This is a genomic window from Inquilinus sp., assembly GCF_039594555.1.
Classification (GTDB): Bacteria; Pseudomonadota; Alphaproteobacteria; order DSM-16000; family Inquilinaceae; genus Inquilinus.
Genome location: NZ_JBCNNF010000002.1, coordinates 15,245 through 40,598, shown reverse-complemented (window position 1 = coordinate 40,598; position 25,354 = coordinate 15,245). Strand labels below are relative to the sequence as shown.

Here is a 25,354-nt window from a genome sequence, read left to right as displayed (position 1 = left end):
AATGCCGTCGCGATCGTTCCCGATTTACCCGGGGTGATCAAGGCCGAGGGAGAGAGGGGTAAAAGGCGGGACATGCCGGGCAAGACCAAGGCCGTCCGGGTGCAGCACGGCGCCCTGCCCTACCGCATCCGGCCGGATGGCGGTGTGGAGGTCCTGCTGGTCACGACGCGCGGGACGCGGCGCTGGATCATGCCCAAGGGCTGGCCGATCAAGGGGCTGAAGCCGGCGAAATCGGCGGCGCGCGAGGCCTTTGAGGAGGCCGGGGTGCGGGGCGCCGTCGGCTCCAAGTCGGTCGGCAGCTACACCTACGACAAATGGCTGGAGGAAGGCGTCAGCGTGCCCTGCGAGGTCAGCGTCTTCCCGCTGCAGGTCGAGCGGCAGCACAAGACCTGGCCGGAGGCGCATGAGCGCGAGACCCGGTGGGCCGACCCGGAAGAGGCGCTGGACCTGCTGGACGATGCGGGCCTGCGCGACGTGGTCGCCGCCTTCGTCCAGCGGCTGGAGGGCCGCAAGGCGGCGGAATGAAGGCGGGCCCGCGCCGGTTTTGACGCCGCCCCGCTTTGATGGCAGGGTCCGCGCTTCCGCAACCGGACGCGCTGCCATGGCCCAGACCCAGACGCCCTTGCCCGACACCCTCGACGAGATCCGCGCCCTGCTGCGCCACCTGCCGGGCCCCGATTTGGAGGCCGGGACGGCGGTGCGCGAGCGCGACCGGCAGCTGACCAAGCCGCCCGGGTCGCTGGGCCGGCTGGAGGATCTGGCGGAGTGGATGGCGGTGTGGCAGGGCCGGCACCCGCCGCAGCTGCGCCGGCCGCGCGTCGCCGTCTTCGCCGGCAATCACGGCGTCGCCGTGGCCCAGGGCGTCTCGGCCTATCCGGTGGCGGTGACGGCGCAGATGGTGAAGAACTTCGTCGCCGGCGGCGCCGCGGTGAACCAGCTGTGCCAGGCCGCCGACAGCGACCTGCGCGTCTATGAGCTGGACCTGGAGCACCCGACCGCCGACTTCACCATCGCCCCGGCGATGACCGAGGCGGAATGCGTCCGCGCCATGGCCTACGGCATGATGGCGGTGGAACCGGGCATCGACCTGCTGTGCCTGGGCGAGATGGGCATCGGCAACACCACATCCGGCGCAGCGCTGGCGACGGCGCTGTTCGGCGGCGGCGCGGCCGACTGGGTCGGCCCCGGCACCGGCGTGGATGCCGCGGGCGTCAAGCGCAAGGCCGAGGTGGTGGCCAAGGGCATCGCCGCCCACAAGGCCGCGATGACCGACCCGCTGGAGGTGCTGCGCCATCTCGGTGGGCAGGAGCTGGCGGCGATCGTCGGCGCGGTGCTGGCGGCGCGGATGGCGCGCATCCCGGTGCTGCTGGACGGCTACACCTGCACCGCCGCCGCCGCGGTGCTGTGGGCCGTGGACCGGCACGCGCTGGACCATTGCCAGGTCGCCCATGTCTCGGCCGAGCCGGGGCATCGCCGCCTGCTGGACAAGCTGGGCCGCACGGCGCTGCTGGACCTCGGCATGCGCCTCGGCGAGGGCTCCGGCGCCGCCCTGGCCATCGGCCTGGTCCGCGGCGCCCTGGCCTGCCACGAGGGCATGGCCACCTTCGCCCAGGCCGGCGTCAGCGACAAGGACTGAGGCTGCGCGGACCCGAAGCACGAACGCGTTGCCTCTCCCGCTTGCGAGACCTCTTCAAAACGGCCTCCCAATCCTTTTTGTCATTCCCGCGAAAGCGGGAATCTCTTTCCGGTCAGAGCGTTGCGAGATCCCCGCTTTCGCGGGGATGACGGGTTTGGGGCTTCTGAAAAGGTCCCGCTTGCGGGAGAGGCCACGCTGATGGCCATCGAGGGCCGCGACGGGGTGGCGGATTAGCTAACCGGGCGGTAAGGTTCCGGCGGCGCGCAACAGGCTGGAGCCCCCGTGAGCACCGACCGCGTGACCCGCCGGCTGGCCGCGATCCTGGCGATCGACATGGTGGGCTATTCCCGCCATGTCGAGGCCGACGAGGCCGGCACCATCGCCCGGCAGAAGGCGCATCGCCGCGACCTGATCGAGCCGGCGCTGCACGGCCATGGCGGCCGCGTCGTGAAGACCACCGGCGACGGCATGCTGGTCGAGTTCGGCAGCGTGGTCGACGCGCTGGACGCGGCCGTGCGGATCCAGCGCGCGGTGGCGGAGGCCGAGGCCGGGCAGCCGCCCGACCGGCGCATCCAGTACCGCGCCGGCATCAATCTCGGCGACATCGTCATCGACGGCGACGACATCCTGGGCGACGGCGTCAACATCGCCGCCCGGCTGGAGGGCATGGCCGAGCCGGGCGGCATCTCGGTCACCGCCAGCGTGTTCGACCAGGTGATCGGCAAGCTGGATCTGGGCTTCGACGATCTCGGCCAGCAGCAGCTGAAGAACATCCGCAAGCCGGTGCGGGTGTACCGGGTGCGGTTGGAGCCCGCCGGCGGCGCCGAGCCGGCGCCTGGCACCGCCGCGGCGCCGGCCAGACCGTCGATCGCGGTGCTGCCGTTCCAGGACATGAGCGCGGAGAAGGACCAGGAGTATTTCGCCGACGGCATCGCCGAGGACATCATCACCGGCCTGTCGAAGCACAACGGCTTCCTGGTGATCGCCCGCAACTCCTCCTTCACCTACAAGGGCCGGCCGGTCGACATCAAGCAGGCGGGGGCCGAGCTGGGCGTGCGCTATGTGCTGGAGGGCAGCGTGCGGCGCGGCGGCGACCGGGTGCGGATCACCGGCCAGCTGATCGACGCGGCGACCGGCGCCCATGTGTGGGCCGAGCGCTACGACCGCCGGATCGACGACCTGTTCGCGGTGCAGGACGAGATCACCGACAGCATCGTCGGCGTGGTGGCGCCGGAGCTGCTGGGCGCCGAGATGCGCCGCGCCCGGCGGCTGGACCCAGCCGGGATGGACGCTTGGGACTGCGTCATGCGCGCCGGCTGGCACGCCTGGCGCCTGACGCCGGAGGACGGCGCCCAGGCCCGCACCTTCGCCGCCCAGGCGATGGCGCTGGACCCCGGCCTGGCCCGCGCCCGCGTGGTGCACGCCATGTGCGACGTCTGGGACGTGCTGTTCGGGCGCAGCGCCGACCCCGCCCGGTCCCTGGCCTCGGCCGACGCCATGGCCCGCCAGGCGGTGGACCTGGACCCGCGCGACGCCGAGGCGCAGACGGTGCTGGGCATGGTCGCCCTGTTCCTGCGCCGCTTCGACGAATCCGGCCGGCGGCTGGACACGGCGCTGGCGATCAACCCGAACCTGGCCTTCGCCCATATGCTGGGCGGCGGCTACCACGCCCTGTCGGGCCAGGCCGGAGAGGCGCGAGAGATGCTGGAGACGGCGCTGCGGCTGAGCCCGCGCGATCCCGCCAACCACTGGTGCCACGCCTTCCTGGGCCTCGCCGCCTTCGCCGAGGGCGACGATGCAGCGGCGGCCGAGGCGGCGCGCCGGGCGATCCACCTGTACCCGGCCTTCCCGGTGGCGCACCGGCTGCTGGCGGCGGCGCTGTCGGCGGCGGGCCAGGTGGAGAAGGCCAAAGCGGCGCTGGCCGGCCTGCTGGCGGTGGCGCCCGGCGCCACCATCGCCAACACCCGCGCCGGCGTGCCCTGGAAACAACCCGAGGTGATGGAGCGCTACCTCGACGCCCTGCGCCGCGCGGGGCTGCCGGAATAGATGACTGTCGAATCCGGCGCCGGCCGGACGACCAGGGGCGGAACCGAAGGAGGCCCGCGATGCGCTATCTGCTGATCGTCCATGTCGACCGCGCCCTAACCGGGCGGCTGTCGCCCGAGGAGAGCCGCGACCTGACGCTCCGCTGCATGGTCGAGGACGACGCGCTGCGCCGCAGCGGTCATCTCGTCGCCTGCGGCCCGGTGGCGGAGCCGGAGACGGCCCGGATCGTGCGCCGCCGCGGCGATGCGACCTCGGTCACCGACGGGCCTTATGCCGAGACCAAGGAGCATCTCGGCGGCTTCGTCCTGATCGAGGCGCGCGACATGGAGGAGGCGGTGGCGATCGCCGCCCGGTCGCCGATGGCGGCGATGGGCGCGATCGAGGTGCGCGAGCAGCCGCCGCTGGAATGAGGACAGGCACCGCCGACGGGCTCGGCTCAGGGCGCACGCGGCGGCAGATCCTTGAAGTGGAAGCCGCTGATGCGGTAGCCCTGGCGGAAGTAGAAGCGGTGGGCGCGCTCGCGCTGGCAGGAGGAGTTCAGCCCGACGCCCGGACAGCCCAGCGCCAGCGCCCGCCGTTCCAGCCAGTCGAGCAGCGTGCGGCCATGCCCGCGCGACCGGCGGGCCTCGTCGGTCACCAGATCGTCGACCTCGAAGCGCCGGCCGCCATAGGTGGTGGGATAAGTGCGCCAGACCGCGATCGCCGCCACCGCGCCGTCATCGACCAGCTGGGCCATGGCGACGCCCTCGGCGAACATCCGCTCGATCGTGCCGGCATAATCCGCCGGCAGCTTCGGGCGCAGCTGGCGGTGCAGCGCCTCCCCCGCCAGCAGCCAGGCGCGGCGGTCGGGCGGCGGCGGCAGCTCCGCCCCCGCGGCATCGATCCGCTGCAGCGCCATGGTCACGCCTTTCCGGTCCGGCGGGCGCGCACCTGGTCCGGCAGGCCGTCATGGTCGCCCATCGGCCGCGCCGGCACGTCGTCCCACCAGTCGGTCCGCATCGGCTTCCGCTCCGGGTTGCGCGGATAGTAGATCCGGTTGTCGGCGCGCGGCGTCTCGCCCACCACCAGCAGCCGGACCTCCGAATCCGTGTTGTTGAGGAAGCTGTGGCACTGGCCGGTGCCGGCCGGGAAGCCGACCGAGTCGCCCGGCTTCAGCCGGTGCAGCACCCCGTCCAGCCAGACATCCGGCGTGCCCTCGATGACATAGACGAACTCCTCCTCCGTGCTCTCGGCATGCGGGTAGGAGGTGCGGCGGCCGGGCAGCAGCCGCTCGTGATGGATGCCGATGCGCGTCAGCCCGAAATGCCGGCCGAGCGGCGCGCCGATGCTCATCAGCTCGTCATCGCCCTTGTAGTGACTGTCGTCCGGCCCCTCGATCTCGGTCCAATGCGCGATGCAGGACGGGCGGTCCGTCGGTGCCATGCTCGTCTCCCCGGGCGGCGTCGTGGCCGGGGAGGCTAGCCGAGCGCCGCTGCCGACGCCATGTCGCTGACAGATTTGCCACCGAGCCTCGGGGACCATGAGCCGACCACCGATCGACCGCCGCCGCCTCCTCGCTTTGCTGCCCGCCGGCTTGCTCGCCGCCTGCGCCGGGTCGTTCGGGCCGCCCCCGCCGCGGGTCCGCATCGTCGACCTGCGGCCGCTGGACGCCACCATGTTCGAGCAACGCTGGGAGGTGCTGCTGCGGGTCGAGGAGCAGGCCGGCATCGGGCTGCAGGTCGACGCCATGACCGCCGCGATCGAGCTGAACGGCCGGGAGTTCGGCACCGGCCGCATTGACCGGCCATTCCTGCTGCCGGCCCGTGGCGAGCAGCAGCTGTCGATGCCGCTGCGCGGCTCCGGCCTCGGCCTGGTCGACCAGCTGGCGACGATCGGCCGCCGCGGCGAGCTGAAATGGCGGATCGAGGGCGTGTTCCTGAGCGCCGGCCGCCAGATCCCCTATCAGGACGAGGGCACGGTGTTCTCGCTGCGGGATACGCTGAGGGACTCTTTGCTCCCATTCTGAGCCTGTTGGAGACTGTCTCCCGATCGCTGTCATCCCGTGCGCGCTGCGGCGCGCAGTGCCGCTGCGCAGACACGGGATCCCGCACCATCCGGCGACAGATCCCGGGTCTGCAGCGCACCACTTCGTGCTGCGCCGCACCCGGGATGACGAGTCAGGTGCTGGCGTGAGAACCGACCAGCACGCCGCGCAGCCGGGCCAGCGCCTCGGCCAGCTCGGCCCGGCTGCTGGCGGCGGCGAGACTGAGGCGCAGGCCCTGCGGCGCCTCCCGCGTCACCGCGAACAAGTCGCCGGCCACCACCTCCACCCCGGCGGCCCGGCAGCGGGCGGCCAGCGCGTCCGCATCGCCGTCCCGCGGCAGCCAGAGATGCGGGCTGGCCGGCTGGCCCGGGGCCACCAACCCGGGCAAGGCGCGGCGGGCCTGGGCGTGGCGGGCCGCGATCTCCGCCCGCTGCCAGGCCAGGCGCCGGGCGGCGGTGCCGTCCTCGATCCAGCGGCAGGCGACCTCGGCCAGCAGCGGCGCCATCGGCCAGCTGGTGGCGTGGATCTGCCCCGCCAGCTCGCGCACCGGGGCGCAGGCGCCGGCGACCAGGGCGAAGCGCAGCCCCGCCGCCACGGTCTTGGACAGGCTGGTGACCAGCACGCCGCGCTCCGGCACCAGCGCCGCCAGCGGCGGCCGGTCGGTCAGCGCGCCATAGACGTCGTCCTCGACCAGCCACAGACCGTGGCGGCGGAGGACATCTGCGACCTCGGCCTGCCGCGCCGGCCCCATCACCGCGCCGGTCGGGTTCTGCAGGTTCGGCACCAGCACCGCGACCCGGGCGCCGGTGGCACGGACGGCGCGGTCCAGCGCCTCGGGCAGCACGCCCTCGCCGTCCATGGCGACGCCGTGCAGCGGCAGGCGCAGCCAGCGCGCCGCCGCCTTCAGGCCGGGAAAGGCCAGGTCCTCGACCAGCACCGGCTCGCCGGGGGCGCAGAGCTGGACCAGCACCGCGGTCAGCGCCGCCTGGGCCCCGGCGCAGGGCACCAAATCGGCGGGGCGAAGATGCAGGCGCCGCGCCGCCAGCCAGGCGGCCCCGGCGATGCCCGCCCGCCGCAGCAGCGCCGGCGAATGATAGGCCAGGGCCGCGTCGACCCGGCCCTCGGCGGCGACCGCGGCCAGGGTGGCGGCGAGGTCGGCGGCCTCGGGATCCACCGCCGGGACGTTGGTCGACAGGTCGATCGGGGCCGCCCCCCCGTCCGGCGCCGCCTTGAGACCGAACAGCGCCGCCTCGCGGCTGGCGGCCAGGACATAGGTGCCGCGCCCGACCTCGCCGGAGACCAGGTGCCGCCGCGCCGCCTCGCGATAGGCCTGGGTCACGGTGCTGACGTTCAGCCCCAGCCGCCAGGCCAGGTCGCGATGGGTCGGCAGCCGCTCGCCCGGCCGCAGGTCGCCGGCGGCGATGGCGTCGGCCAGCGCCTCGACGATGGCGAGGTAGCGCACCGGGCTGCGCCCGTCGAGGCTCGGGACCCACATTCTTGTCTGCCAGACAATATCTTCGTTGACCCACACAATCCGCGCCGCCGATGCTGGGGTCAACACCATCCAGACCCGGACCGCCGACCATGTTCGACCTGACCGCCCTCGAGGACGCCGCCCGCACCGTGCACGCCGCCATGGCGCCGACCCCGCTGCTGGCCTGGCCGCTGCTGGCCGCGCGCACCGGCTGCGAGGCCTGGGTGAAGCACGAGAACCACACCCCGATCGGCGCCTACAAGGCGCGCAACGGCATCGTCTTCATCGACGCGCTGCGCCGACGCCGGCCGGAGCTGCGCGGCATCGTCACCGCCACCCGTGGCAATCACGGCCAGAGCCTGCCCTTCGCCGCGCGCGGCACAGGCCTGGCCGTCACGGTGGTGGTGCCCGAGGGCAATTCGGTGGAGAAGAACGCCGCCATGCGCGCCTTCGGGGCCGAACTGGTGGAGCATGGCGCCGATTTCGACGAGGCCTATGCCCATGCCCGGCACCTCTCGGAAGAGCGCGGGCTGGAGATGGCGCCCGCCTTCCATCCCGATCTGATGCGCGGCGCCGCCACCTATGCGCTGGAGCTGTTCCGGGCGCGGCCCGACCTCGACACCGTCTATGTGCCGATCGGCATGGGGTCGGGCATCTGCGGCCTGATCCGCACCCGCGACCTGCTGGGGCTGAGGACGAAGATCGTCGGCGTGGTCTCGACCGAGGCGCCGGCGATGGCGCTGTCCTTCGAGGCCGGGCGGGTGGTGACGACCGAGACCGCCCGCACCTTCGCCGACGGCATGGCCTGCCGGGTGCCGGACCCGGAGGCCTTCGCCATCATCCGGGCAGGCGTCGACCGGATCGTGCGGGTGACCGACGACGAGATCGCCGCCGCCCTGCGCGCCTATTGGACCGACACGCACAACCTGGCCGAGGGCGCCGGCGCGGCCGGCCTGGCAGCGTTGCTGCAGGAGCGGGAGCGGATGCGGGGCAAGCGCGTCGGCCTGGTCCTGACCGGCGGCAACATCGACCTGCCGGTGGCCCGGCGGGTGCTGGCCGAGGGCTAGGAGGGCGGGCGCCGCCGGCCGGCGAGGAAGACCTCGGGCCGGCCGTCGGCGTCCAGCTCCAGGCATCGGGTGACGTCGGGCGAGGTCCAGCGACGCGCCCATTCCGCCTGCTCGGCATGGTCGGACGGCCGATCCCAACTGCTGGCCAGGGTCCGCGCCTCCGCCTCGCTTCCGGCTCGGACGATCAGCACCGACCGGGACTCGCCGCGCCAGATCTCGTCATTCCAGTCGCAGGGATACAGCTTGTAGAACGCCATCCGTCTCCCTCGGCCGTCCGTCAGCCCCGCGCCTTCGGCGCCGGAATGCGATGGGTGGCGGCCGCGGCCTCGAGCACCTTGGCGGCCTGCAGCGAGATCGCATGCATGGTCATGTTGCCGCGGCGCGCATAGCGCTCGGCATCCTGGCGCGCCTCGCGGGCCTGACGCTCCGCCGCCTTCGCGGTCCCCGGATCCGTGCCATAGGCCGGAAGCCGGATTTCACCTGCCGTCATGTCGGGATGTCCTCGTCGATTCGCGGTCAGCATGGCCCGGCCGCCCGATCATGGCCAGATAATATTTCGAAATGATCTGCCCTGGCCCCGGTCACCGCGAATTTCCAGCGCACGCCGGGAAAAGCAGATTCCCACCGCGGCCGATGACGTCTTGGGATATACCTGCGACTCTCGGCAAGGACGATTTTTGCAGACACGATCCCGGATTCGATCTAATCTGGATTTCTCGGAATTTATTGAGAGCCCGATACGCAGAGTGCCCGTCGTAGCGGCGCGCACCTGCGATCGCATGTGTGTCGCCGGTTCCGGCCGTGGCGCGCTGGAACGGGCCGCCCCTGACCGCGCCCCCGCCGGGCGCAGAAATGCAGGAATGAGCGACAACCGATACGCCGTGGGCAGCACCGTCTATATCTGGCGGCGGCCCGGCCCCGGCACCGCGACCTCCGGCGCCTATGCCGTGGTGGCGCATTATCCGAGCGAATCCTCCGGCCGGCTGTACCGGGTGCGCAGCGTGCTCGGAACCGAGGAGCGCATGGTACCCGAGGCTGAACTCTCCGCCGTGCCGCGCAGCGCCGACGCTATCGCGCGCACCCCGCACAAGCGGCGCAGCGCCTGAGCGATGGCCGAGACGGTCCCCGACCCCGCTGCGGCGTTCGACTGCCAGGCCTGCGGTGCCTGCTGCGCCTATTCCCGCGAGTGGCCGCGGTTCTGGACCGAGAGCCAGGCCGAGATCGACCGCATCCCCAGCCGCTATCGCGGCGATGTGGGGATGCGCTGCGATGGCGACCGCTGCAGCGCCCTGGAAGGCGAGGTCGGCCGCGCTACGCGCTGCGCGGTCTATGCCGACCGGCCGGTGGTCTGCCGGGACTGCATGCCCGGCGACGACGCCTGCCGCATCGCCCGGGCCGGCCTGGGCCTCGCGATCTGAGCGCACCGGCCTGATCCTGACCGCCGGCGCAGCCGGAGCCGCCGGTCAGCCCGCGCCGGACACCGTGTCGTGGCCGGTCCGGGTGCCCTGCACATCCGCCTCCAGCCGGGCCAGGAAGCCCTGGAACCGCGGCAGGCCGCGCAGGCTGTCGAGCTGGACGTCGTGCTGCACGATGCCGAGCAGCCAGGACCGCACCCGCGGCGTGCGCGACGCGATGTGCTCCAGCCGGTCCAGCGCCGCGTCGGGCCGTCCGGCCTCGGCATAGGTGCAGGCGGCGTTGTAGTGCACGACATAATCCTCGGGGTTGAGCGCCAGGGCCCGGCCGGCCCAGCGCACGGCGCGGCCATGGTCGCCCAGCGAGACCAGCGTCGCCGCACCGGCACACAGCGCCATGGCGTCGTCGGGCCGCCGCGCCAGCTGCGCCTCGACCCGGGCGAAGGCCCGCCAGGCCGCCGCCACCGCCTCCTCGGCGCGGCCGAGCGACCCGTAGCAGTCCCGCAGCAGCACCAGGGAGATGTAGTCGGTGTCGCGCAGATCCGCCGCGCGCTCGAACAGCGCCGCGGCCTCGGCATAGCGGCCGCTGTTCCGGCACATCTCGCCGTACCATTCATGCGCCTCGAACAGCTCGGGGTCGAGCGCCAGGGCCCGCTCGAACGCCGCCGTCGCCTCCCCGGCCCGGCCGGCCAGGAACAGCGCCAGCCCGCGCGAGGCATGGGCCTCGGCCAGGTTCGGCGCGAAGCGCAGCGCCGTGTCGCTGTTGCGCAGGATCTCCTCGTAGGAGATCTCGGTGCTGCCGCCCAGCCACAGCAGCACGTCGCAGGCCGCGACGCCGGCATAGGCCCGGGCATAGCCCGGATCGATCGCGATCGCCTGCAGGAACATCTCCCGCGCCCCGGCCAGGGCGGGCTTGCTGCCGAAGCTGATGAACAGGGCCGAACGGCCCTGCAGGTAGCACTCATAGGCGTCGGCGCTGGTTGTCGGCCGGACCTCTATCGACCGCCGCTCCTCCGGCAGCAGGGTCACCCGGAGCGCGTCGACGACGCTGCGCGAGATGTCGTCCTGCAGCGCGAAGATGTCGTCGAAGTCGCGGTCGTAGCGTTCCGACCACAGATGGTCGCCGGTGGCGCCATCGATCAGCTGGACGTTGATCCGCACCCGGTGCGCCGCCCGGCGAACGCTGCCCTGCAGCACGTATCCGACATCCAGCCGCCGCGCCACCTCGGTCACCTCCACCGCCTGGCCGCGGAAGGTGAAGGCGGTGTTGCGGGCGACCACGAACAGGGCGGAGACCCGGGACAGGTCGGTGATGATGTCCTCGGTAATGCCGTCGGCGAAATACCCCTGCTCCGCATCCCCGCCCATGCTGGTGAAGGGCAGCACCGCGACATGCGGGCGGCCGGGATCCGCCCCGCGCCGCGGCGGAGCCGCGACGGCCTCCGGCGTCCGGGAGCCGGCGAGCGACCGCCAGGCCCAGGCCAGCCGCTCCGCCGCGTCGCTGTCCGCGCCGCCCAGCAGCCGGGCCGAGACGTCGCGCTGTTCCTCCGCCTCCCGGTGATGGCCGCCGGCGACCAGCACGCGCAGCAGCGCGACATGGGCCGAGACGTCGCCGACATCGGCGGAGACCAGGGCGCGGGCATGCGGCAGCGCCGCCGCCGGGTCCTCGGCGTGGCGGTCCACGAGCGCGTGCAGCACCTGCAGACGCAGCCGCCGCACCTCCTGCCGCTCGGCCACGCACCAGACCTGGAAGTCCGGGCAGCCGGGCAGGTCCAGCCCCTCGGCAAACTCGCCCTGGACCGCGGCGGCGGCTCGCTCCAGCGCCTCGGTCGGGGCCGCCTCGACCCCGGCGGCGAGGGTCCGGCGGAGGGTGAGCAGGTCGATCCCCGCCCCCGCGACATCGAGGCGCACCGTGTCGCGATCGGCCAGGATGCGGGGCCGGCCGGGCGTGTCGACGACGCGGCGCAGCAGGCTGAGGCTCGATCGCAGGGCGCCGCGCGGATCGTCGGGAAGGTCCCAGAAGATGGTGCAGAGGCGGTCGCGGCGGTGCGGCCGTTCCGTCGCCGCGAGATAGACCAGCAGGGCCCGCGCCTTGCGGGAGGACGGCAGGACCACGGGCGTGCCGCCCAGGGTGACCTCGACCCCGCCCAGCAGGCGCATCATCAGCTGTGGCTCGTCAGGCATCGCTCTGATCCAGGGAAGGCCTCTGCGGGGAGCCTGGAGGCGGCCGCCTTCCCACCGCAGCGCACCCTATCGGCGTCATCGGTCGATTGCCACCGTGCAGTTTCAACGCTTTCTGAAACGGTCGCTGGGACGCCACCCCCCTAGATGAGGCCCTGGAGCCCCGTCCGACCCGCGCCTGTGGCCCGGCTGGCGGGCGCCAAAGCCGCCATCACCCCGTCCTTGCTGGAGCTTGTATGGCTACCGGATCTTTGGCCCATCCGATCATGGAACCCGACTGGTCGCCGCCACGGCCCCGTCCCACCCCGGCGGCGCCGTGGGCGGCTGGGCGGCCCGGCCCCGCAGGCCACGGCGGCGGCCGGCAGGCCCGCATCCTGGTGGTCGGCGACGACCCCGACCTGAAACAGACGGTGTCCAACTTCTTCGAGCAGCACAGCATGCAAGTCGTGCCGGTGTCCGGGCGGCAGGGCGTGGCGAGCCAGCTCGCAGCCGACGCCCCCACCCTGGTGATCCTCGACATGGACCAGGACCTGGCGGGCGGGCTGGACCTGCTGCGCGAGATCCAGTCGCGGTCCGACGCGCCGGTGATCATCACCGGCAGCCATCGCAGCCATGAGGCCGACCGGGTCATCGGGCTCGAGCTCGGGGCCGACGACTATGTCAGCCGGCCGTTCGGCCCGCGTGAGCTGCTGGCCCGGGTGCGGGCGGTGCTGCGCCGCCGCGGCCATGGCGGCGCGGCGCCGGAACCCCGGCGCGGGCGCTGCCGGTTCGGCGGCTGGCAGCTCGACCGCCGGCTGCGGCGGCTGACCGATCCCGAAGGCCGCGCTGTGGCCCTGACCAAGGGCGAATACGCCCTGCTGGTCGCCTTCCTCGACGCGCCGCAGCGCCCGCTGTCGCGCGAGCAGCTGCTGCAGGCGACGCGGGTGCATGAAGATGTCTATGACCGCAGCATCGACGTCCAGATCCTGCGGCTGCGCCGCAAGCTGGAAACCGCCCCAGGCGCGCGCCGGCTGATCCAGACCGAGCGCGGCGTCGGCTACGTCTTCGCCCTCCCGGTCGAGCAGGCCTGACCGGCGACGCTGGTTTTTCCGGCTGCAGCAACGAGCCGCGATCCGGGCGATGCGGAGGCCCGGGAGGAACGCGACGCAGCCGAGACCGGGACCGGCTTTGACACTATGTCTGCGGCGGCCATCGTCTGGCGGCATGCAGGACGCCCAGGACCCGCACCAGGTCGCCTGCCACGTCGTAGACCAGAATGTAGTTCGGGTGCACCACCAGTTCGCGGGTTCCAACCACGCGACCGGGCCGGCCAAGGCCGGGATGACTGGCCAGACGGCCAGCTCTTTCCGAGAACAGCTCGTCAAGCGCCAAAGCCGCCGACGGGTTGTCGCGAGCGATGTAGTCTCGAATGCTTTTTCGATCGAGATTGGCTGGTTTCGTCCAGACCAGCTTCACGATCCGGAGTCGGCCAGCTTCCGCCGGATCTCGCGGCGCCACTCGGCCGCCTCAGCCTCAACCGTCTCGTTCGGCACCAGATCGCCTGCGGCGGCTGCATCAAGACCTGCCTGCACCCGCTGGCGGAACCAAGCGTCATGCTCTGCGGAGTTCTGCTGTTGCCGGACGAAATCGCGCATGAAGTCGCGCAGAAGCTGAGCGCCGGTGCGGTCGCGAGCCTTCGCGGCTGCGGCAAACTCGTTCTTCAGGGCCTCATCGACGCGGAAGGTAAACGTGGCCTCGGTCATGCCCGGCCTTCATGTGTTACATTGCAAGTGCATCGTAGCACATTATTCCCCCTGCTGCAGCAGCGAGCCGCGGTCGCGGGCGATGCGGAAGCCCCAGAGGAAGGCGGCGCAGCCGACGCCGAGCCAGAGGATGTTGAGGCCGACCGCGGCGCCGAAATGGCCCAGGTCGAAACCCTGGCCGTGCAGCAGGCCGCGCATGCCCTCGAACACATGGGCCGGCGGCAGCGCCAGGGCCACCCATTGCAGCCAGCCCGGCAACACCGAGACGGGGTAGTAGATCGCACTGATCGGCGAGATGGCGAAGACGATCGCCCAGGCCAGCCCCTCCGCCCCCATGCCGTAGCGCAGGATCAGCGCCAGCACCACCAGCGCCACCGCCCAGCCGGTGACGATCAGGTTGACGAAGAAGGCCAGCAGCGGCAAGCCGAGCGAGAAGATGTTCCAGTGATAGAGCAGGATCGCCAGCACGGCCGCCGGCACCACCCCCGCCAGGGTGCGGATCAGGCTCATCGCCATCAGCGACGCCACCCATTCCCAGGGCCGCAGGGGGCTGACGAAGAGGTGGCCGAGATTGCGGCTCCACATCTCCTCGAGGAAGGAGATCGACATGCCGAGCTGGGCCCGGAACAGCAGGTCCCACAGCAGCACGGCGGAGATCAGCACGCCCGCCGCCTGGGCCTGCCAGTTCATCGCGGGCGCCAGGCTTTCGGTGATCAGGCCCCAGACCACCATCTGCACCGTCGGCCAGTAGGCGAGCTCGACCAGCCGGGGCATCGAGCCGCGCAGGATGTAGAGGTGGCGCAGCATCACCGCCAGGATGCGGCCGGTGGCGGAGGCGCGCAGGGCGGGCGGGTTGGCGAGGGTCCCGCTCATTGCGCAGCCTGTCCCAGCGCGCCGCGGCTGCGGGCGATGTCGAGGAACACCTCCTCCAGGTCCGTCCGGCCGTATTTGGCGATCAGGTGGTCGGGCGAGCCCTGGTCGACGATCCTGCCGGCCTTCAGCATCAGCACCTGGTCGCTCAGCCGCTCGACCTCGTCCATGTTGTGGCTGGCCAGGAGGATGGTGGCGCCGCGCTCGGCCTTGTACCTTTCCAGCATGCCGCGCACCCAGTCGCCGGTGTCGGGGTCGAGCGAGGCCGTCGGCTCGTCCAGCAGCAGCAGCTCCGGCGCGTTGACCAGCGCCTTGGCCAAAGCCACCCGGGTCTTCTGCCCCGCCGACAGCTTGCCGGAGGGCCGGTCGAGGAACGCGGTCAAATCCAGCATCTCCGCCAGCTCGGCGATGCGGCGGCGGCGGTCGCGCACGCCGTAGAGCCGGGCATAGACCGCCAGATTCTCGCGCACCGTCAGCCGGTGCGGCAGATCGACATAGGGACTCGAGAAGTTCATCCGGGGCAGCACGGCCCAGCGATCGCGGGCCATGTCATGGCCGAGCACGGTGATGCGGCCGCCCGACGGCAGCAGCAGGCCGAGCAGCATCGAGATCGTGGTGGTCTTGCCGGCGCCGTTGCCGCCCAACAGGGCGACGGTCGAGCCGCGCGGCACGACGAAGGAGATGCCGTCGACCGCGGGCGCGGCGCCGGGATGGAAGCGCTTGGTCAGGCGCTCCGCTATGATGACGCCGTCGGAGAGCATGGAGCGAGAATGGACGGACAAGCCGAGAATGACCAGGGGGCCGGCATCGGACCGGCGGCGGAGGCCGGGCCGGCCGTGCTGCGCCGGCCGCTGGACGCGCCGGAGGCGGTGCCCGGCCGGCGGATGCGGGCGCGGATCAGCCAGATCACCCTGATCAAGATCCGCTGGGTCGCCGTGGCCGGCCAGGCCGTCTCGATCCTGTTCGTGCATTACTGGATGGACTACGCCCTGCCGCTGTGGCCGGCGCTGGCCATCGTCGGCATCTCGGTGGCGCTGAACGTCGCCGCCGTGGTCCAGGGCAAGTGGCGGCTGCGGCTGGTGGAGCGCGACGCCGCCCTCTATCTCGGCTACGACATGTGCCAGCTGGTGGCGCTGCTGTTCCTCACCGGCGGACTGTTGAACCCCTTCGTGGTGCTGCTGCTGGCGCCGCTGACGGTGTCGGCCACGCTGCTGAGCTATCGCAGCACCGTGACGCTGACCGGCCTGGCCCTGGCCGGCATCGCCCTGCTGGCCTTCTGGCACTACCCGCTGCCGGGCGGCATGCCCTCCAGCGGGTCGCCCTATCATCTCGGTGTCGGGCTGGCGATGGCGATCGCCATCCTGTTCATCTCCAACTATGTCTGGCAGGTGGCGGCCGATTCCCGCCAGGTGTCGGACGCGCTGGGCGCCACCCAGCTGGCGCTGGAGCGCGAACAGCGCATCTCGCTGCTGGGCGGCCTCGCCGCGGCGGCGGCGCACCAGCTGGGCACGCCGCTCGGCACCATCACCCTGATCGCGCGCGAGATGCGGCGCGACGTTCCGGCCGACAGCCCGATGGCTGAGGACATCGCCCTGCTGGAGCAGGAGGTCGGCCGCTGCCGCGACATTCTGACCGAACTGGCGCGGCGGCCGGAGCCGGATGACGGCGACCCGTTCCGGCTGATGACCCTGCCGGCGCTGGCCGGGGCCGCGGCCGAAAGCTACCTGCACAGCGAGAATCGCCGCCTGTTCATCACCGCCGCCGACGGCCCGCCGGGCCAGCCGCTGATGCTGCGGCGGACGCCGGAGCTGATCCACGGCCTGGGCAACCTGATCCAGAACGCGCTGCAATTCGCGCGAAACCGGGTCGAGATCAGCGCCGAATATGGACCGAAGACCGTGGTGCTGAAGATCACCGATGACGGCCCCGGCTTCCCGCTGGCCCTGCTGGGCCGGCTCGGCGAGCCCTATGTCTCCGGCCGCGGCGAGGACAGCGACCATATGGGGCTCGGCATCTTCATCGCGGCCACGCTGCTCGAGCACAGCGGGGCCCAATTGTCCTTCTCGAATGGCCCGCAAGGGGGCGCGGTCATTGCAGTTGCGTGGCCGCGACACAAATTTGAGAGGAAAGAAAGGACCTGGGCATGACCATCTCCCCTGCCACCCTCACCCCCGAACAGCCGGCGCCGCTGCCGGCGCGCGACGCGGCCAAGAGCCTGCTGATCGTCGATGACGATATCGCCTTCCGCACCCGCCTGGCCCGCGCCATGGAGAAACGGGGTTTCGAGGTGGTGACCGCCGACGGCCTGGCCACCGGCATCGACCTGGCCCGCCGCGTCGCCCCCGCCTTCGCGGTGCTGGACCTGCGGCTGGGTGACGGCAACGGCCTGGACATCGTGCCGGTGCTGCATGAGGCGCGGCCCGACAGCCGGGTGATCATGCTGACCGGCTACGGCAACATCGCCACCGCCGTGGCCGCGGTGAAGGCCGGCGCCGTCGACTACCTGGCCAAGCCGACCGATGCCGACCAGATCGAGGCGGCGCTGCTGAACCCCGACGAGAAGCTGCCGCCGCCGCCGGAAAACCCGATGTCGGCCGACCGCGTGCGGTGGGAGCATATCCAGCGCGTGTTCGAGCAGTGCGACCGCAACGTGTCGGAGACGGCGCGCCGGCTGAAGATGCACCGCCGCACCCTGCAGCGCATCCTGAACAAGCACGCCCCGCGGGCGTAGCGCAACGCCGTCATTGCGAGCGCAGCGAAGCAATTCATGCCGCCGCTTGTGCGGGACGGTGGATTGCTTCGTCGGCTTCGCCTCCTCGCAATGACGATGAAGGCTGCTACCCGCCGAGGATCGCCGCCGTCCGGGCCAGCCATTCGGCCGGGTCGGGGCGGTGATAGACCTGCTCCGCCGGCTCGATCCGGTCGAGGAAGCTCTGGTAGATCACCGCCTGGCGCGCGGCAGCGATGGGCGCCAGCAGCGCCGCGGCCCGATCCGGGTCCGCGCCCGGCACCGCCGCGCGCCAGAGGTCGTGCCAATGCCGCCGGATCGGATCGACCGCATCGGCCGGCACCCGGGTCAGGAAGGCCGGCTGATCCAGCAGCGGGTGGCCGACGCCGCTGTCGCCCCAGTCCAGCAGCGTGACCGTGTCGCTGTCGCCGCGCAGGTTGCCGGGGTGGAAATCGCCATGCACCAGCGTGTCGTCCAGCCCGCAGGCGGCGATATCGGCGAAGCGGCCCGGCAGGCCGCTCACGAAATCGGCCAGGACCATGCGGTCGGCGGCGGGCAGCGCGTCGGCCGCCCTGTCCACCACCGCGGCGATCGCCGCCGCCAGCGCCGGGACGCGCCAGTCCGGCAGCCCCAGCGCCAGCAGCTCCGCCGTCCGCCCCTGCCAGTCGCGCTGCAGGCCGATCAGCAGCTCGACCATGCGCAGCAGTAGCGGCCGGCCGGCCTCGTACAAATCCTCACCCGGGATCTCGGCCAGCAGCACCCGGCCCTCCGCCCGGCCGAGCAACCGCGGCACCCGCCCGCCGGTCAGGCGCTCGAGCAGACGGCCCTCATGCGCGAAGAAGGGTGGCACCGACTTCAGCCACACCGTCTGGCCCTCGACCGGGATCCGCCACAGGCTGGACAGGTTCCAGCTGCGGATCTGCTCCGGCGGGCCCGACGGGCGCAGGCCCTGCGCTTCCAGCACCTGCCGGGCCCAGGCCAGATCAGCGGCCGGCCCGCCGGGCCGGGCATAGGGCAGCCGCAGGGGATGCTCGTCGAGCGTTCCGGCCCAGGGCTCGACGGGCGCCGGATCTTCGGTCTCGGCCAGATAGGTCACCTCGCCGCCATGCGGCCGGTCGAGCTCCGTCTCCAGCAGCCGCAGGATGGTGACGTCGATGCCGAAGCGGTCGCGCACCGCCCGCACCACAAGCTCGGCCTCCTGCCACCACGGTGTTGCCACGACGACTGGCGGCAGGATGCCGAGCACGCGTCCGTCCGGCGCGGCGAGAACAAGGCGGGCGGTCCGCGGCGGGATCCCGGGAAAGTCTGACGGCATCGATCGGTCCGGCGCAGCCCGCCCGATCACCGCCGGGCTGCGGGCGAAGATACACGGCCACGCCGATTCAAGTCCTATGGATTCAAACAGCCCTACGCGACGCCCTCAGGCTGACGCCGTAGCCGCCGGCAGCCGGGCCGTCGCCTCGATCTCGACCCGCATATGCGGCTGCACCAGCTGGGCGAAGACGGTGGTGTTGGCCGGCCGCGCCGCGTCGCAATGGCGGCGGATGATTGGCACGATACGCTCGAACTCGGCCTGGCTGGTCACATAGATCACCACCCGCACCAGATGCTCCAGCCCTGCCCCGGCCTGGCCGAGCGCCCAGGCGACGTTGCGGAAGCAGTTCTCGCACTGGCTTTCGACATCCTCGGGGAAGGAGAAGTCCGTGGCGTCGAATCCGGTGGTGCCGGAGACGAAGACCCAGCCATCGGCCACCACGGCGCGGGCATAACCGGCGCGGTCCTCATAGGGCGAGCCGGTGAAGATGCGGGTTCCGATCATGGTCTGTCCTTTCAGTGAATGTCAGAGATGGAAAGCGCCGTCGGCGACGGTGACGCAGCGGCCGCGCAGCTCAACCCGGCCATCCTGCAGCCGCACTGCGATGCGGCTGGGCCGGCCGAGCGAATGGCCCTGCTCGATCGCGACCTCGCCGGACGAGGGCACGAGGCCGCGTTCGGCGAGAAGCCAGGCCAGCGGGCCGGCGGCGCTGCCGGTCGCCGGATCCTCCCACAGCCCGACGGTCGGGTTGAAGAAGCGGGCATGGGCGGCGGCCGAGGGGTCGATCGGATCGAGGCTGTAGAGGTAGCAGCCCTGGGCCCCGGCCCGGCGCAGCTGCGCCAGCAGCCGGGAGGCGTCCGGATTGGCGCCCGCCACCGCCGCCCGGTCGCGGGCCTGGACCATGAGATGCGCCGCGCCGGTCGAGACCACGCGGGCGCCGGGCAGCAGATCGTCACGGCCCAGGCCCAGCGCCGCCGCCAGGGCGGCCGGGTCGGAATGCTCCGCCAGGGCCTGCGGCTCGCCTTGGGTCAGGCCGATCGACAGCAGCCGGCCGGCCTGCGCCTCGATCGCCACCGGCAGCACCCGGCCGCCGAGCTCCTGCGCCAGCGCCAGCCCGTCGCCGAGCGGGCCGAGCCACCCCGATTCCGCCAGCCACCACCACGCGCCGAGGGAATTGTGTCCGGCGCCCGACACCTCCGCCCCGGCCGGGGTGAAGGAGCGCAGCCGGGCCGCCGCGCCGGGCATGGCCGGGTCCAGCAGGAAGGTCGTCTCCGACTGGTTCAGCTCACGCGCGATCCGGCGCAGCAGGGTCTCGTCCAGCCCGTTCGCATCCGGCACCACGGCCAGCGGATTGCCGGCCAGGGGCTCGTCGGCGAAGACATCGACCAGATGGAAGGGGATGGCGGGCATCGGGCGGCCTTGAGGCAGTCTCAGCATCTGGCTGCATCATTTCGTTGCAATGCCTGCCGATCCAAGAGAGATGTACTCAAGACGTGTTGAGGAAACTTCAAGGTGTCCCTCCCCTCCCTGAACGCGCTGCAGGCGGCCGAGGCGGTGGGCCGCCTCGGCTCCCTCTCCCGCGCCGCCGACGCGCTGGGCGTGACGGCGAGTGCCGTGAGCCACCGGCTGCGCGGGCTGGAGCAGCAGCTGGGGCTGGGCCTGTTCGAGCGCAGCGAGGCAGGACTCACCCCGACCGCGGCCGGCCGGCGCCTGCTGCCGGGGCTGAGCGAGGGTTTCCAGCGCATCGCCGCCGCGGTGGCCGAGGCGACGGCGCAGGAGCGTGGCACAGTGACCGTCACCTGCGGCCTGGCCTTCGCTGCGAAATGGCTGGTGCCGCGGCTGGTCGGGCTGGCCGCCCGCCATCCGGAGCTGGAGGTGCGGCTGGTGACCACCAGCCGGCTGGTCGAGTTCGACCGCGAGGACATCGACCTGGGCATCCGCTTCGGCCGCGGCCGCTGGCCCGGGCTGAAGGCCGAGCCGATGGCACCGCAGCCGCTGATCCCGGTCGCATCGCCTGAGGTCGCCGCCGCCCTGGCCGACCCGTCGGCCGGAGCAGCGGTGCCGCTGATCGAGGATGAGCAGAGCCTGTTCGGCTGGGACGCCTGGCTGGCCGCGGGCGGCCCCGCGGCCCTGGCCGCCCATCCGCGCCGCCGCTTCCCCGATGCGTCGCTGGCGGTGGAGGCCGCTTTGGCCGGGCACGGAATCTGGCTGGCCTGGCCGCTGCTGGTCGACGACGCGCTGCAATCCGGCCGGCTGGTCCGCGCCTTCCCGGACAGCACCGACGCCGGCCTCGGCTATTGGCTGGTCTCCACCCCCGCCCGCTGGCGCCGCCCGGAGGTCGCCCGCTTCCGCGGCTGGCTCACCGGCACCTTGGGCGGCGAGGGCGGGTGATCATCCGGCCGCGGCCGGCGGCCCGAACCACGCGGCCAGGGCCTCCTCGGGTCCCAGCCCGCCCGGCTCGCCCACCCAGGCGACATGGCCGTCGGGCCGGACCAGCACGGCAGAGGGGGCGGGGACCGCGCCGATCACCGGCAGCTCCCACGGTCCCGCCGTGGCGGCGTCGACCGACCGGACGCGGTCCGACCAGCACCCGGCATCGAGGCTGCCCGGCGCGCCGAGATTGAGCAGCACGGGCCGGGCCCGGTGCAGCAGGGCGAAGACCCGCACCGGCCCGTCCGCCGTGACCAGGTCAAGATCGGGCATGCGGCGCCCCAGCAGCGGATGTCCCGGGCCGAGATCGTAGTGGATGTCCAGGCCCGACATCATGCCGGCCCAGCGCCGGCGCGGCCCGTCCATGCCCACGAGCTCGGCCACGACCTCGCCCAGCGCCTTGGTGCGGTCGTCGGTGCGGCGCAGCGCGACCTCCGCCATGGTGTTGCGCAGCACGCGCGCGGCGACCGGGTGGCGCTCGGCCTGGTAGGTGTCGAGCAGGCTGTCCGGCGATGTTCCGCGGATCACCTGGGCCAGCTTCCATCCCAGGTTCACGGCGTCCTGCAGGCCGATATTCAGGCCCTGGCCGCCCATCGGCGGATGCACATGCGCGGCATCGCCGGCCAGCAGCACACGCCGCTCGCGATAAGCCTCGGCCTGGCGGGTCATGTCGGTGAAGCGCGAGATCCAGCTCGGGCTGTGAACTCCGAAATCAGTGCCATAGACGGCGATCAGCGCCTCGCTCAGGTCGCGCAGCGTGGGTTCGCCGGCCGGCGCCAGCTGCCGTTCGGTCAGCACCACCCGCACCGGCCCCTCCTGCAGCCGGATCAGCCCATGGATGCCGACATCGTCGCGGCGTGGGCCCCAGGGCGGCTCCACCGCCATCTCGACCTCGGCGATCAGCCAGCTCATGGTCGGATCCCAGCCGGGAAAGCCGATGCCGGCGGCCTTGCGCACCAGGCTGCGCCCGCCGTCGCAGCCGACGAGGTACCGCGCCCGGAGCGACCGGCCGTCGGACAGGGCGACGTCGACGCCGCTGCCGTCCTGCACGACGCCCATCACCTCGCAGGACCGATGCATCGTCACCGGCAGCTCGCCGACCCAGCCGGCCAGGATGCGCTCGATATGGGTCTGCCACAGCGCCAGGCCGTAATTGTGCCGGGTGGGAAAGTCGCTGATGTCCAGGGACACCGAGCCGAAGCCCGCGACCTGCGCCGTCCGCCCCTGCGCCAGAAACCGGTCGGCGATGCCGCGCTGGTCCAGCACCTCGATGCTGCGCGCATGCAGGCCGCCGGCGCGCGTGCCGGCCAGGTCCTGGCTGGCCCGCCGTTCGACGATGGCGACGTCGATGCCGGCCAGAGCCAGCTCCCCCGCCAGCATCAGCCCGGTCGGGCCGCCGCCGGCGATCACCACCTCATGCGCGGTTATCGCCACGCTCCGATCCGCATCCGCGGCAGCATCACCCGGAATGGCCATGTCGCGACTCCTCCGTCCCGTGGGGTCCGTCATCGGCCGGGGATGCTGCAACACGGCCGGGGCCTTCCCGCAACCCGCCCGGATGCGATACAGTTCTGACATGCAGGGGAGAGGGCATCGTCTCGTCCTCCTGCTGTTCCCGACGGCTGCCCTCTGATTGTCCCGCGATGCGGCGGCGCACATGGTGTGCGGCGCGGCCGCCGGCCCGGGATCGCCTCCGCCGAATCACGGATGCGGCCGCGGCTTCCGCCTCACCCGTCGCCCTCTCCCGCGGGACCGACTCGGCCCCCTGGATCGCGATCCCCTCTTTTTTAGGCCCTCAGACGGGCGGGATCAGCGGCGCCGGCGGCGGCTTGGCCTTGCGGCCTTCCGCCACCAGCCAGCGGGCCAGCCGGTCCGCCGCCGCGTGGCCGGCGAGCGCCGGCCGCAGGAAGGTGAAGCGGGTGGGCAGGCGGCGGAAGCCCCAGGGCGCGACCAGCCGCCCGGCCTCGATATCTGCCTGGGCGAAGGCCCAGGCGGTGACCGCGATGCCGAGGCCGGCGGCCGCCGCCTCCAGCATGTAGGAATTGTGCTCGAAGGACCGCTCGGCCGCCGGCCGCGGCAGGTCGATGCCGGCATCCGCCGCCCAGCGGGCCCAGCTTTCGGCGAAGGTCTCACTGTGCAGCCGTGGCAGTTTCAGCACCTGCGACGCTGCGCGGCCCGCCTTGTCGAACAGGCCGGGCGACAGCACCGCGCCGAAGGCATGGGCCAGGAACGGCGTCGCCGCCATGCCGGGCGGCGCCGGGCCGCGATGCGGCCGGATCGCCGCCTGCACGCTGCCGCGGCCGAATTCCACCGGGCCGCCATCCTCGATGATCCGGACCTGCAGGCCTGGATTGGCCTCGATGAAGCCGGCGAGGCGCGGGATCAGCCACTTCATGGCGAAGGTGCCGGGCGAGGAGACCACCAGCGCCTCCCCCGCCTCCGCCCCCGGCAGGCCAGCGGCGATCTGGTCGAAGGCCGAGGCCAGGCAGGCCGCGAGCTCCCGCCCCGCCGGGGTGAAGGCCAGCGCGTGCCGCGGGCCGGCCAGCAGCGTCGCGCCCAGCTGCCGCTCCAACGCCTTGATCTGGCGGCTGACGGCGCCGTGGGTGACGCACAGCTCCTCTGCCGCGCGCACCATCGAGCCCGCGCGGGCGAAAGCCTCGAAGGCCTGGAGGGCCTTCAGCGAGGGCAGCCGCCGCCTGACCATGTGACCTCAACTCACATCCCCGACCGGCATAGTCGATGGACGCGGAAAGGCCAAGGCCCGATCACATCCGGGTCCCTTCTCCCAGCAGGAGCCGCAGTGATGGCCAGCTTCGCCGAGCGTTTCGCCGACCTCTCGATCCACCGATCGCCGCTGTGCCTCGGCCTCGACCCGTCGCCGGAGCTGCTGCGGCACTGGGACTTGGCGGACGACCCGGAGGGACTGCGCACCTTCTGCGGCCGGGTGCTGGAGGCCGCGGACGGCCTCATGGCCGTGATCAAGCCGCAATCCGGCTTCTTCGAGCGCTTCGGCCCGGCCGGCATGGCCGAGCTGGCGGCGGTGACCGCGCAGATCCGGGACCGCGGGGCGCTGTGCCTGATCGACGCCAAGCGCGGCGACCTGGCCGGGACCATGGTCGGCTATGCCGATGCCATGCTGGGCGCCGGCAGCGGCTTCGGCGGCGATGCGCTGACCGTCAGCCCCTATCTCGGCCTCGACGCGCTGCGGCCGGTCTTCGACCGGGCCGCGGCGACCGGGACCGGCGTGTTCGTGGTTGTCCAGTCCTCGAACCCGGAGGGCCGGGCGCTGCAGGCCGCCCGCCACCCCGACGGCCGCACGGTGGCCGAGGCCCTGGCCGACGGCATCAGCGCCTGGAATGCCGCCCTGGGGCCGGGCACCGGCCCGCTGGGCGCCGTGGTCGGGGCGACGATCGATCCGGCTTCGACCGGACTGGTCGACCGCCTGCCGCAATCCCTCATCCTGGCGCCGGGCATCGGCCCGCAGGGCGCGGCGATGGCCGATGTGGCGGCGAAGTTCGGGTCGGCGCGCGGCCGGGTGCTGCCGCTGGTCTCGCGCGCCGTCCTCCGCGCCGGTCCTGCGCCCGCCGCCCTGCGCGACGCGATCAGGCGGTACCAGGAGGAGGCCTGGTCGCTGTGGCGCTAGGACGGCCCGCCGGCGTCAGAGCATGAAGCCGCCGTCGATGGTCAGGCTGGCGCCGGTCATGTAGCCGGACTCGGGGCCGGCGAGGTAGGAGACCAGTGTCGCCACCTCGCGCGGCTGCCCGACCCGGCCGATCGGCACCATCTCCGTCAGCGCCGGGATGTGCCCCTCGTTCATGTCGGTGTCCGTCGGGCCCGGCTGGATGTTGTTGACCGTGATCCGGCGCGGCGCCAGGTCGAGGGCGATGCCCTTGACCATCATCGCCACCGCCGCCTTGGTCATGGCGTAGACGCTGGCGCCCGCCACCACCGGTCGCTCCGCCGTGTTGCTGCCGATGGTGATCACGCGGCCGCCGTCACGCATCTGCGCCGTCGCGGCCTGGATCGCCAGGAACACGCCGCGGATGTTGATGTCGAGCATCCGGTCCAGATCCTCCAGCGCGAAGGCGTCGACCGTCGCCAGGCGCAGGATGCCGGCATTGACCACCACGGCGTCGATCGGGCCAAATTGCTCCACCGTGCGAGCCACCGCGGCGCGGATCGCCGCCGGCTCGGCGCTGTCGGCCGCGATCGCCAGCGCCCGGCCGCCGCCGGCCTCGATCGCCCGCACCACCTCCTCCGCCTTGTCCGGCCGGGAGACATAGGTCAGGGCCACCGCGAAGCCGTCCTTGGCCAGCCGCGCCGCCGCCGCGGCGCCGATGCCGCGCGACCCGCCGAACACCAGCGCCACCTTCTGCATCCTGTCGCTCATCTTCATTTCCATTCTTGACTGATCGATCCATAACTGACCA

At 72.5% G+C, this 25,354-nt stretch carries 29 protein-coding genes; 13 read left to right on the top strand and 16 right to left on the bottom strand.

The annotated features are described in order from the left end of the window. Nucleotides 1-72 precede the first annotated feature (72 nt). From ABDW35_RS00480 to ABDW35_RS00465, 4 genes are all read left to right on the top strand, one after another. Complete coding sequence (locus ABDW35_RS00480) at nt 73-525, top strand: NUDIX hydrolase (protein ID WP_343711872.1); 453 nt, start codon at nt 73-75, stop codon at nt 523-525. A 76-nt stretch (nt 526-601) separates the two neighbouring features. Then, nucleotides 602-1,636: a nicotinate-nucleotide--dimethylbenzimidazole phosphoribosyltransferase gene (gene cobT, locus ABDW35_RS00475; RefSeq protein ID WP_343711871.1), complete on the top strand. Its 1,035-nt coding sequence runs from the start codon at nt 602-604 to the stop codon at nt 1,634-1,636. 282 nt (nt 1,637-1,918) lie between these two features. Next, nucleotides 1,919-3,682, top strand: coding sequence for a tetratricopeptide repeat protein (locus ABDW35_RS00470; protein ID WP_343711870.1), 1,764 nt, complete (start codon nt 1,919-1,921; stop codon nt 3,680-3,682). Nucleotides 3,683-3,741: 59 nt separating this feature from the next. Further along, entirely contained in the window at nt 3,742-4,092 is a 351-nt protein-coding gene (locus ABDW35_RS00465; RefSeq protein WP_343711869.1) for a YciI family protein, read from the top strand. 26 nt (nt 4,093-4,118) lie between these two features. Here ABDW35_RS00465 and ABDW35_RS00460 read toward each other — a convergent pair whose 3' ends face one another. Together ABDW35_RS00460 and ABDW35_RS00455 are read right to left on the bottom strand one after the other, a co-directional pair. After that, nucleotides 4,119-4,580: a GNAT family N-acetyltransferase gene (locus ABDW35_RS00460; RefSeq protein WP_343711881.1), complete on the bottom strand. Its 462-nt coding sequence runs from the start codon at nt 4,578-4,580 to the stop codon at nt 4,119-4,121. A gap of 2 nt (nt 4,581-4,582) precedes the next feature. Continuing rightward, complete coding sequence (locus ABDW35_RS00455) at nt 4,583-5,104, bottom strand: cupin domain-containing protein (RefSeq protein WP_343711868.1); 522 nt, start codon at nt 5,102-5,104, stop codon at nt 4,583-4,585. A 97-nt stretch (nt 5,105-5,201) separates the two neighbouring features. Between ABDW35_RS00455 and ABDW35_RS00450 the strand changes: the two genes are divergently transcribed. Further along, on the top strand, nt 5,202-5,687 hold the full coding sequence (locus ABDW35_RS00450; protein ID WP_343711867.1) for an LEA type 2 family protein: 486 nt from the start codon (nt 5,202-5,204) through the stop codon (nt 5,685-5,687). Nucleotides 5,688-5,838: 151 nt separating this feature from the next. Here the strand turns inward: ABDW35_RS00450 and ABDW35_RS00445 are convergent, their stop codons facing one another. Next, a complete protein-coding gene (locus ABDW35_RS00445) occupies nt 5,839-7,200 on the bottom strand; it encodes a PLP-dependent aminotransferase family protein (protein WP_343711866.1) in 1,362 nt (453 codons plus the stop codon). A gap of 89 nt (nt 7,201-7,289) precedes the next feature. Here ABDW35_RS00445 and ABDW35_RS00440 point away from each other — a divergent pair, with 89 nt between their 5' ends. Continuing rightward, nucleotides 7,290-8,246, top strand: coding sequence for a threonine dehydratase (locus tag ABDW35_RS00440; protein WP_343711865.1), 957 nt, complete (start codon nt 7,290-7,292; stop codon nt 8,244-8,246). Here the strand turns inward: ABDW35_RS00440 and ABDW35_RS00435 are convergent. Further along, entirely contained in the window at nt 8,243-8,503 is a 261-nt protein-coding gene (locus ABDW35_RS00435) for a hypothetical protein (RefSeq protein ID WP_343711864.1), read from the bottom strand. The two genes, ABDW35_RS00440 and ABDW35_RS00435, sit on opposite strands and share 4 nt — an antisense overlap. Nucleotides 8,504-8,523: 20 nt before the next feature. Then, nucleotides 8,524-8,769 (bottom strand): hypothetical protein, encoded by a 246-nt coding sequence (locus ABDW35_RS00430; protein ID WP_343711863.1) that lies wholly within the window; start codon nt 8,767-8,769, stop codon nt 8,524-8,526. 337 nt (nt 8,770-9,106) lie between these two features. Here ABDW35_RS00430 and ABDW35_RS00425 point away from each other — a divergent pair, with 337 nt between their 5' ends. After that, on the top strand, nt 9,107-9,352 hold the full coding sequence (locus ABDW35_RS00425) for a hypothetical protein (protein WP_343711862.1): 246 nt from the start codon (nt 9,107-9,109) through the stop codon (nt 9,350-9,352). Between the two features lie 3 nt (nt 9,353-9,355). After that, nucleotides 9,356-9,664 (top strand): YkgJ family cysteine cluster protein, encoded by a 309-nt coding sequence (locus tag ABDW35_RS00420; protein ID WP_343711861.1) that lies wholly within the window; start codon nt 9,356-9,358, stop codon nt 9,662-9,664. Between the two features lie 45 nt (nt 9,665-9,709). Here the strand turns inward: ABDW35_RS00420 and ABDW35_RS00415 are convergent, their stop codons facing one another. After that, a complete protein-coding gene (locus ABDW35_RS00415) occupies nt 9,710-11,842 on the bottom strand; it encodes a tetratricopeptide repeat protein (RefSeq protein WP_343711860.1) in 2,133 nt (710 codons plus the stop codon). A gap of 233 nt (nt 11,843-12,075) precedes the next feature. Between ABDW35_RS00415 and ABDW35_RS00410 the strand changes: the two genes are divergently transcribed. Continuing rightward, complete coding sequence (locus ABDW35_RS00410) at nt 12,076-12,909, top strand: winged helix-turn-helix domain-containing protein (protein WP_343711859.1); 834 nt, start codon at nt 12,076-12,078, stop codon at nt 12,907-12,909. Between the two features lie 103 nt (nt 12,910-13,012). On the opposite strand, the gene ABDW35_RS00405 is transcribed toward ABDW35_RS00410, so the two are convergent. From ABDW35_RS00405 to ABDW35_RS00390, 4 genes are read right to left on the bottom strand one after another with little or no spacing between them, the layout of a single operon-like run. Continuing rightward, nucleotides 13,013-13,294 (bottom strand): type II toxin-antitoxin system RelE/ParE family toxin, encoded by a 282-nt coding sequence (locus tag ABDW35_RS00405; RefSeq protein ID WP_343711858.1) that lies wholly within the window; start codon nt 13,292-13,294, stop codon nt 13,013-13,015. Next, on the bottom strand, nt 13,291-13,581 hold the full coding sequence (locus ABDW35_RS00400) for a hypothetical protein (protein ID WP_343711857.1): 291 nt from the start codon (nt 13,579-13,581) through the stop codon (nt 13,291-13,293). Before ABDW35_RS00400 ends, ABDW35_RS00405 begins: the two co-directional genes overlap by 4 nt. A 42-nt stretch (nt 13,582-13,623) precedes the next feature. Beyond that, nucleotides 13,624-14,454, bottom strand: coding sequence for an ABC transporter permease (locus ABDW35_RS00395; RefSeq protein ID WP_343711856.1), 831 nt, complete (start codon nt 14,452-14,454; stop codon nt 13,624-13,626). Next, nucleotides 14,451-15,212 carry an ABC transporter ATP-binding protein gene (locus ABDW35_RS00390; protein WP_343711855.1) on the bottom strand — a complete coding sequence of 254 codons (762 nt, stop codon included), beginning with the start codon at nt 15,210-15,212 and terminating at the stop codon, nt 14,451-14,453. Before ABDW35_RS00390 ends, ABDW35_RS00395 begins: the two co-directional genes overlap by 4 nt. Nucleotides 15,213-15,221: 9 nt before the next feature. Between ABDW35_RS00390 and ABDW35_RS00385 the strand changes: the two genes are divergently transcribed. Together ABDW35_RS00385 and ABDW35_RS00380 are read left to right on the top strand one after the other, a co-directional pair. Next, complete coding sequence (locus ABDW35_RS00385; protein ID WP_343711854.1) at nt 15,222-16,598, top strand: ActS/PrrB/RegB family redox-sensitive histidine kinase; 1,377 nt, start codon at nt 15,222-15,224, stop codon at nt 16,596-16,598. Further along, nucleotides 16,595-17,182: an ActR/PrrA/RegA family redox response regulator transcription factor gene (locus tag ABDW35_RS00380; RefSeq protein WP_343711853.1), complete on the top strand. Its 588-nt coding sequence runs from the start codon at nt 16,595-16,597 to the stop codon at nt 17,180-17,182. Before ABDW35_RS00385 ends, ABDW35_RS00380 begins: the two co-directional genes overlap by 4 nt. A 106-nt stretch (nt 17,183-17,288) precedes the next feature. Here the strand turns inward: ABDW35_RS00380 and ABDW35_RS00375 are convergent, their stop codons facing one another. The 3 genes from ABDW35_RS00375 to ABDW35_RS00365 form a co-directional block, all read right to left on the bottom strand. Further along, on the bottom strand, nt 17,289-18,425 hold the full coding sequence (locus ABDW35_RS00375; protein ID WP_343711852.1) for a phosphotransferase: 1,137 nt from the start codon (nt 18,423-18,425) through the stop codon (nt 17,289-17,291). 174 nt (nt 18,426-18,599) lie between these two features. Next, the gene (locus ABDW35_RS00370; RefSeq protein WP_343711851.1) at nt 18,600-18,998 is read right to left on the bottom strand and encodes a RidA family protein; all 399 of its coding nucleotides are present in this window, start codon (nt 18,996-18,998) and stop codon (nt 18,600-18,602) included. Nucleotides 18,999-19,019: 21 nt separating this feature from the next. Continuing rightward, nucleotides 19,020-19,904, bottom strand: coding sequence for a PhzF family phenazine biosynthesis protein (locus ABDW35_RS00365; RefSeq protein ID WP_343711850.1), 885 nt, complete (start codon nt 19,902-19,904; stop codon nt 19,020-19,022). Nucleotides 19,905-20,006: 102 nt separating this feature from the next. Here ABDW35_RS00365 and ABDW35_RS00360 point away from each other — a divergent pair, with 102 nt between their 5' ends. Beyond that, nucleotides 20,007-20,885 carry a LysR substrate-binding domain-containing protein gene (locus ABDW35_RS00360; protein ID WP_343711849.1) on the top strand — a complete coding sequence of 293 codons (879 nt, stop codon included), beginning with the start codon at nt 20,007-20,009 and terminating at the stop codon, nt 20,883-20,885. Here the strand turns inward: ABDW35_RS00360 and ABDW35_RS00355 are convergent, their stop codons facing one another. Further along, entirely contained in the window at nt 20,886-22,358 is a 1,473-nt protein-coding gene (locus ABDW35_RS00355) for an FAD-dependent monooxygenase (protein ID WP_343711848.1), read from the bottom strand. A 361-nt stretch (nt 22,359-22,719) separates the two neighbouring features. Continuing rightward, nucleotides 22,720-23,628: a LysR substrate-binding domain-containing protein gene (locus ABDW35_RS00350; RefSeq protein WP_343711847.1), complete on the bottom strand. Its 909-nt coding sequence runs from the start codon at nt 23,626-23,628 to the stop codon at nt 22,720-22,722. A 99-nt stretch (nt 23,629-23,727) separates the two neighbouring features. Here ABDW35_RS00350 and pyrF point away from each other — a divergent pair, with 99 nt between their 5' ends. Continuing rightward, the gene (gene pyrF, locus ABDW35_RS00345) at nt 23,728-24,567 is read left to right on the top strand and encodes an orotidine-5'-phosphate decarboxylase (protein WP_343711846.1); all 840 of its coding nucleotides are present in this window, start codon (nt 23,728-23,730) and stop codon (nt 24,565-24,567) included. Nucleotides 24,568-24,582: 15 nt separating this feature from the next. Here pyrF and ABDW35_RS00340 read toward each other — a convergent pair whose 3' ends face one another. Next, the gene (locus ABDW35_RS00340; RefSeq protein WP_343711845.1) at nt 24,583-25,314 is read right to left on the bottom strand and encodes an SDR family oxidoreductase; all 732 of its coding nucleotides are present in this window, start codon (nt 25,312-25,314) and stop codon (nt 24,583-24,585) included. Nucleotides 25,315-25,354: the final 40 nt, after the last annotated feature.

Excerpts from the sequence above, each read along its gene's own strand:
- ABDW35_RS00480 (WP_343711872.1), top strand. The coding sequence starts at position 73 with ATGCCGGGCAAGACCAAGGCCGTCCGGGTGCAGCACGGCGCCCTGCCC.
- cobT (WP_343711871.1), top strand. The coding sequence starts at position 602 with ATGGCCCAGACCCAGACGCCCTTGCCCGACACCCTCGACGAGATCCGC.
- ABDW35_RS00465 (WP_343711869.1), top strand. The coding sequence starts at position 3,742 with ATGCGCTATCTGCTGATCGTCCATGTCGACCGCGCCCTAACCGGGCGG.
- ABDW35_RS00460 (WP_343711881.1), bottom strand. The coding sequence starts at position 4,580 with ATGGCGCTGCAGCGGATCGATGCCGCGGGGGCGGAGCTGCCGCCGCCG.
- ABDW35_RS00455 (WP_343711868.1), bottom strand. The coding sequence starts at position 5,104 with ATGGCACCGACGGACCGCCCGTCCTGCATCGCGCATTGGACCGAGATC.
- ABDW35_RS00450 (WP_343711867.1), top strand. The coding sequence starts at position 5,202 with ATGAGCCGACCACCGATCGACCGCCGCCGCCTCCTCGCTTTGCTGCCC.
- ABDW35_RS00445 (WP_343711866.1), bottom strand. The coding sequence starts at position 7,200 with ATGTGGGTCCCGAGCCTCGACGGGCGCAGCCCGGTGCGCTACCTCGCC.
- ABDW35_RS00440 (WP_343711865.1), top strand. The coding sequence starts at position 7,290 with ATGTTCGACCTGACCGCCCTCGAGGACGCCGCCCGCACCGTGCACGCC.
- ABDW35_RS00435 (WP_343711864.1), bottom strand. The coding sequence starts at position 8,503 with ATGGCGTTCTACAAGCTGTATCCCTGCGACTGGAATGACGAGATCTGG.
- ABDW35_RS00430 (WP_343711863.1), bottom strand. The coding sequence starts at position 8,769 with ATGCTGACCGCGAATCGACGAGGACATCCCGACATGACGGCAGGTGAA.
- ABDW35_RS00425 (WP_343711862.1), top strand. The coding sequence starts at position 9,107 with ATGAGCGACAACCGATACGCCGTGGGCAGCACCGTCTATATCTGGCGG.
- ABDW35_RS00420 (WP_343711861.1), top strand. The coding sequence starts at position 9,356 with ATGGCCGAGACGGTCCCCGACCCCGCTGCGGCGTTCGACTGCCAGGCC.
- ABDW35_RS00415 (WP_343711860.1), bottom strand. The coding sequence starts at position 11,842 with ATGCCTGACGAGCCACAGCTGATGATGCGCCTGCTGGGCGGGGTCGAG.
- ABDW35_RS00410 (WP_343711859.1), top strand. The coding sequence starts at position 12,076 with ATGGCTACCGGATCTTTGGCCCATCCGATCATGGAACCCGACTGGTCG.
- ABDW35_RS00400 (WP_343711857.1), bottom strand. The coding sequence starts at position 13,581 with ATGACCGAGGCCACGTTTACCTTCCGCGTCGATGAGGCCCTGAAGAAC.
- ABDW35_RS00395 (WP_343711856.1), bottom strand. The coding sequence starts at position 14,454 with ATGAGCGGGACCCTCGCCAACCCGCCCGCCCTGCGCGCCTCCGCCACC.
- ABDW35_RS00390 (WP_343711855.1), bottom strand. The coding sequence starts at position 15,212 with ATGCTCTCCGACGGCGTCATCATAGCGGAGCGCCTGACCAAGCGCTTC.
- ABDW35_RS00385 (WP_343711854.1), top strand. The coding sequence starts at position 15,222 with ATGGACGGACAAGCCGAGAATGACCAGGGGGCCGGCATCGGACCGGCG.
- ABDW35_RS00380 (WP_343711853.1), top strand. The coding sequence starts at position 16,595 with ATGACCATCTCCCCTGCCACCCTCACCCCCGAACAGCCGGCGCCGCTG.
- ABDW35_RS00370 (WP_343711851.1), bottom strand. The coding sequence starts at position 18,998 with ATGATCGGAACCCGCATCTTCACCGGCTCGCCCTATGAGGACCGCGCC.
- ABDW35_RS00365 (WP_343711850.1), bottom strand. The coding sequence starts at position 19,904 with ATGCCCGCCATCCCCTTCCATCTGGTCGATGTCTTCGCCGACGAGCCC.
- ABDW35_RS00350 (WP_343711847.1), bottom strand. The coding sequence starts at position 23,628 with ATGGTCAGGCGGCGGCTGCCCTCGCTGAAGGCCCTCCAGGCCTTCGAG.
- pyrF (WP_343711846.1), top strand. The coding sequence starts at position 23,728 with ATGGCCAGCTTCGCCGAGCGTTTCGCCGACCTCTCGATCCACCGATCG.
- ABDW35_RS00340 (WP_343711845.1), bottom strand. The coding sequence starts at position 25,314 with ATGAGCGACAGGATGCAGAAGGTGGCGCTGGTGTTCGGCGGGTCGCGC.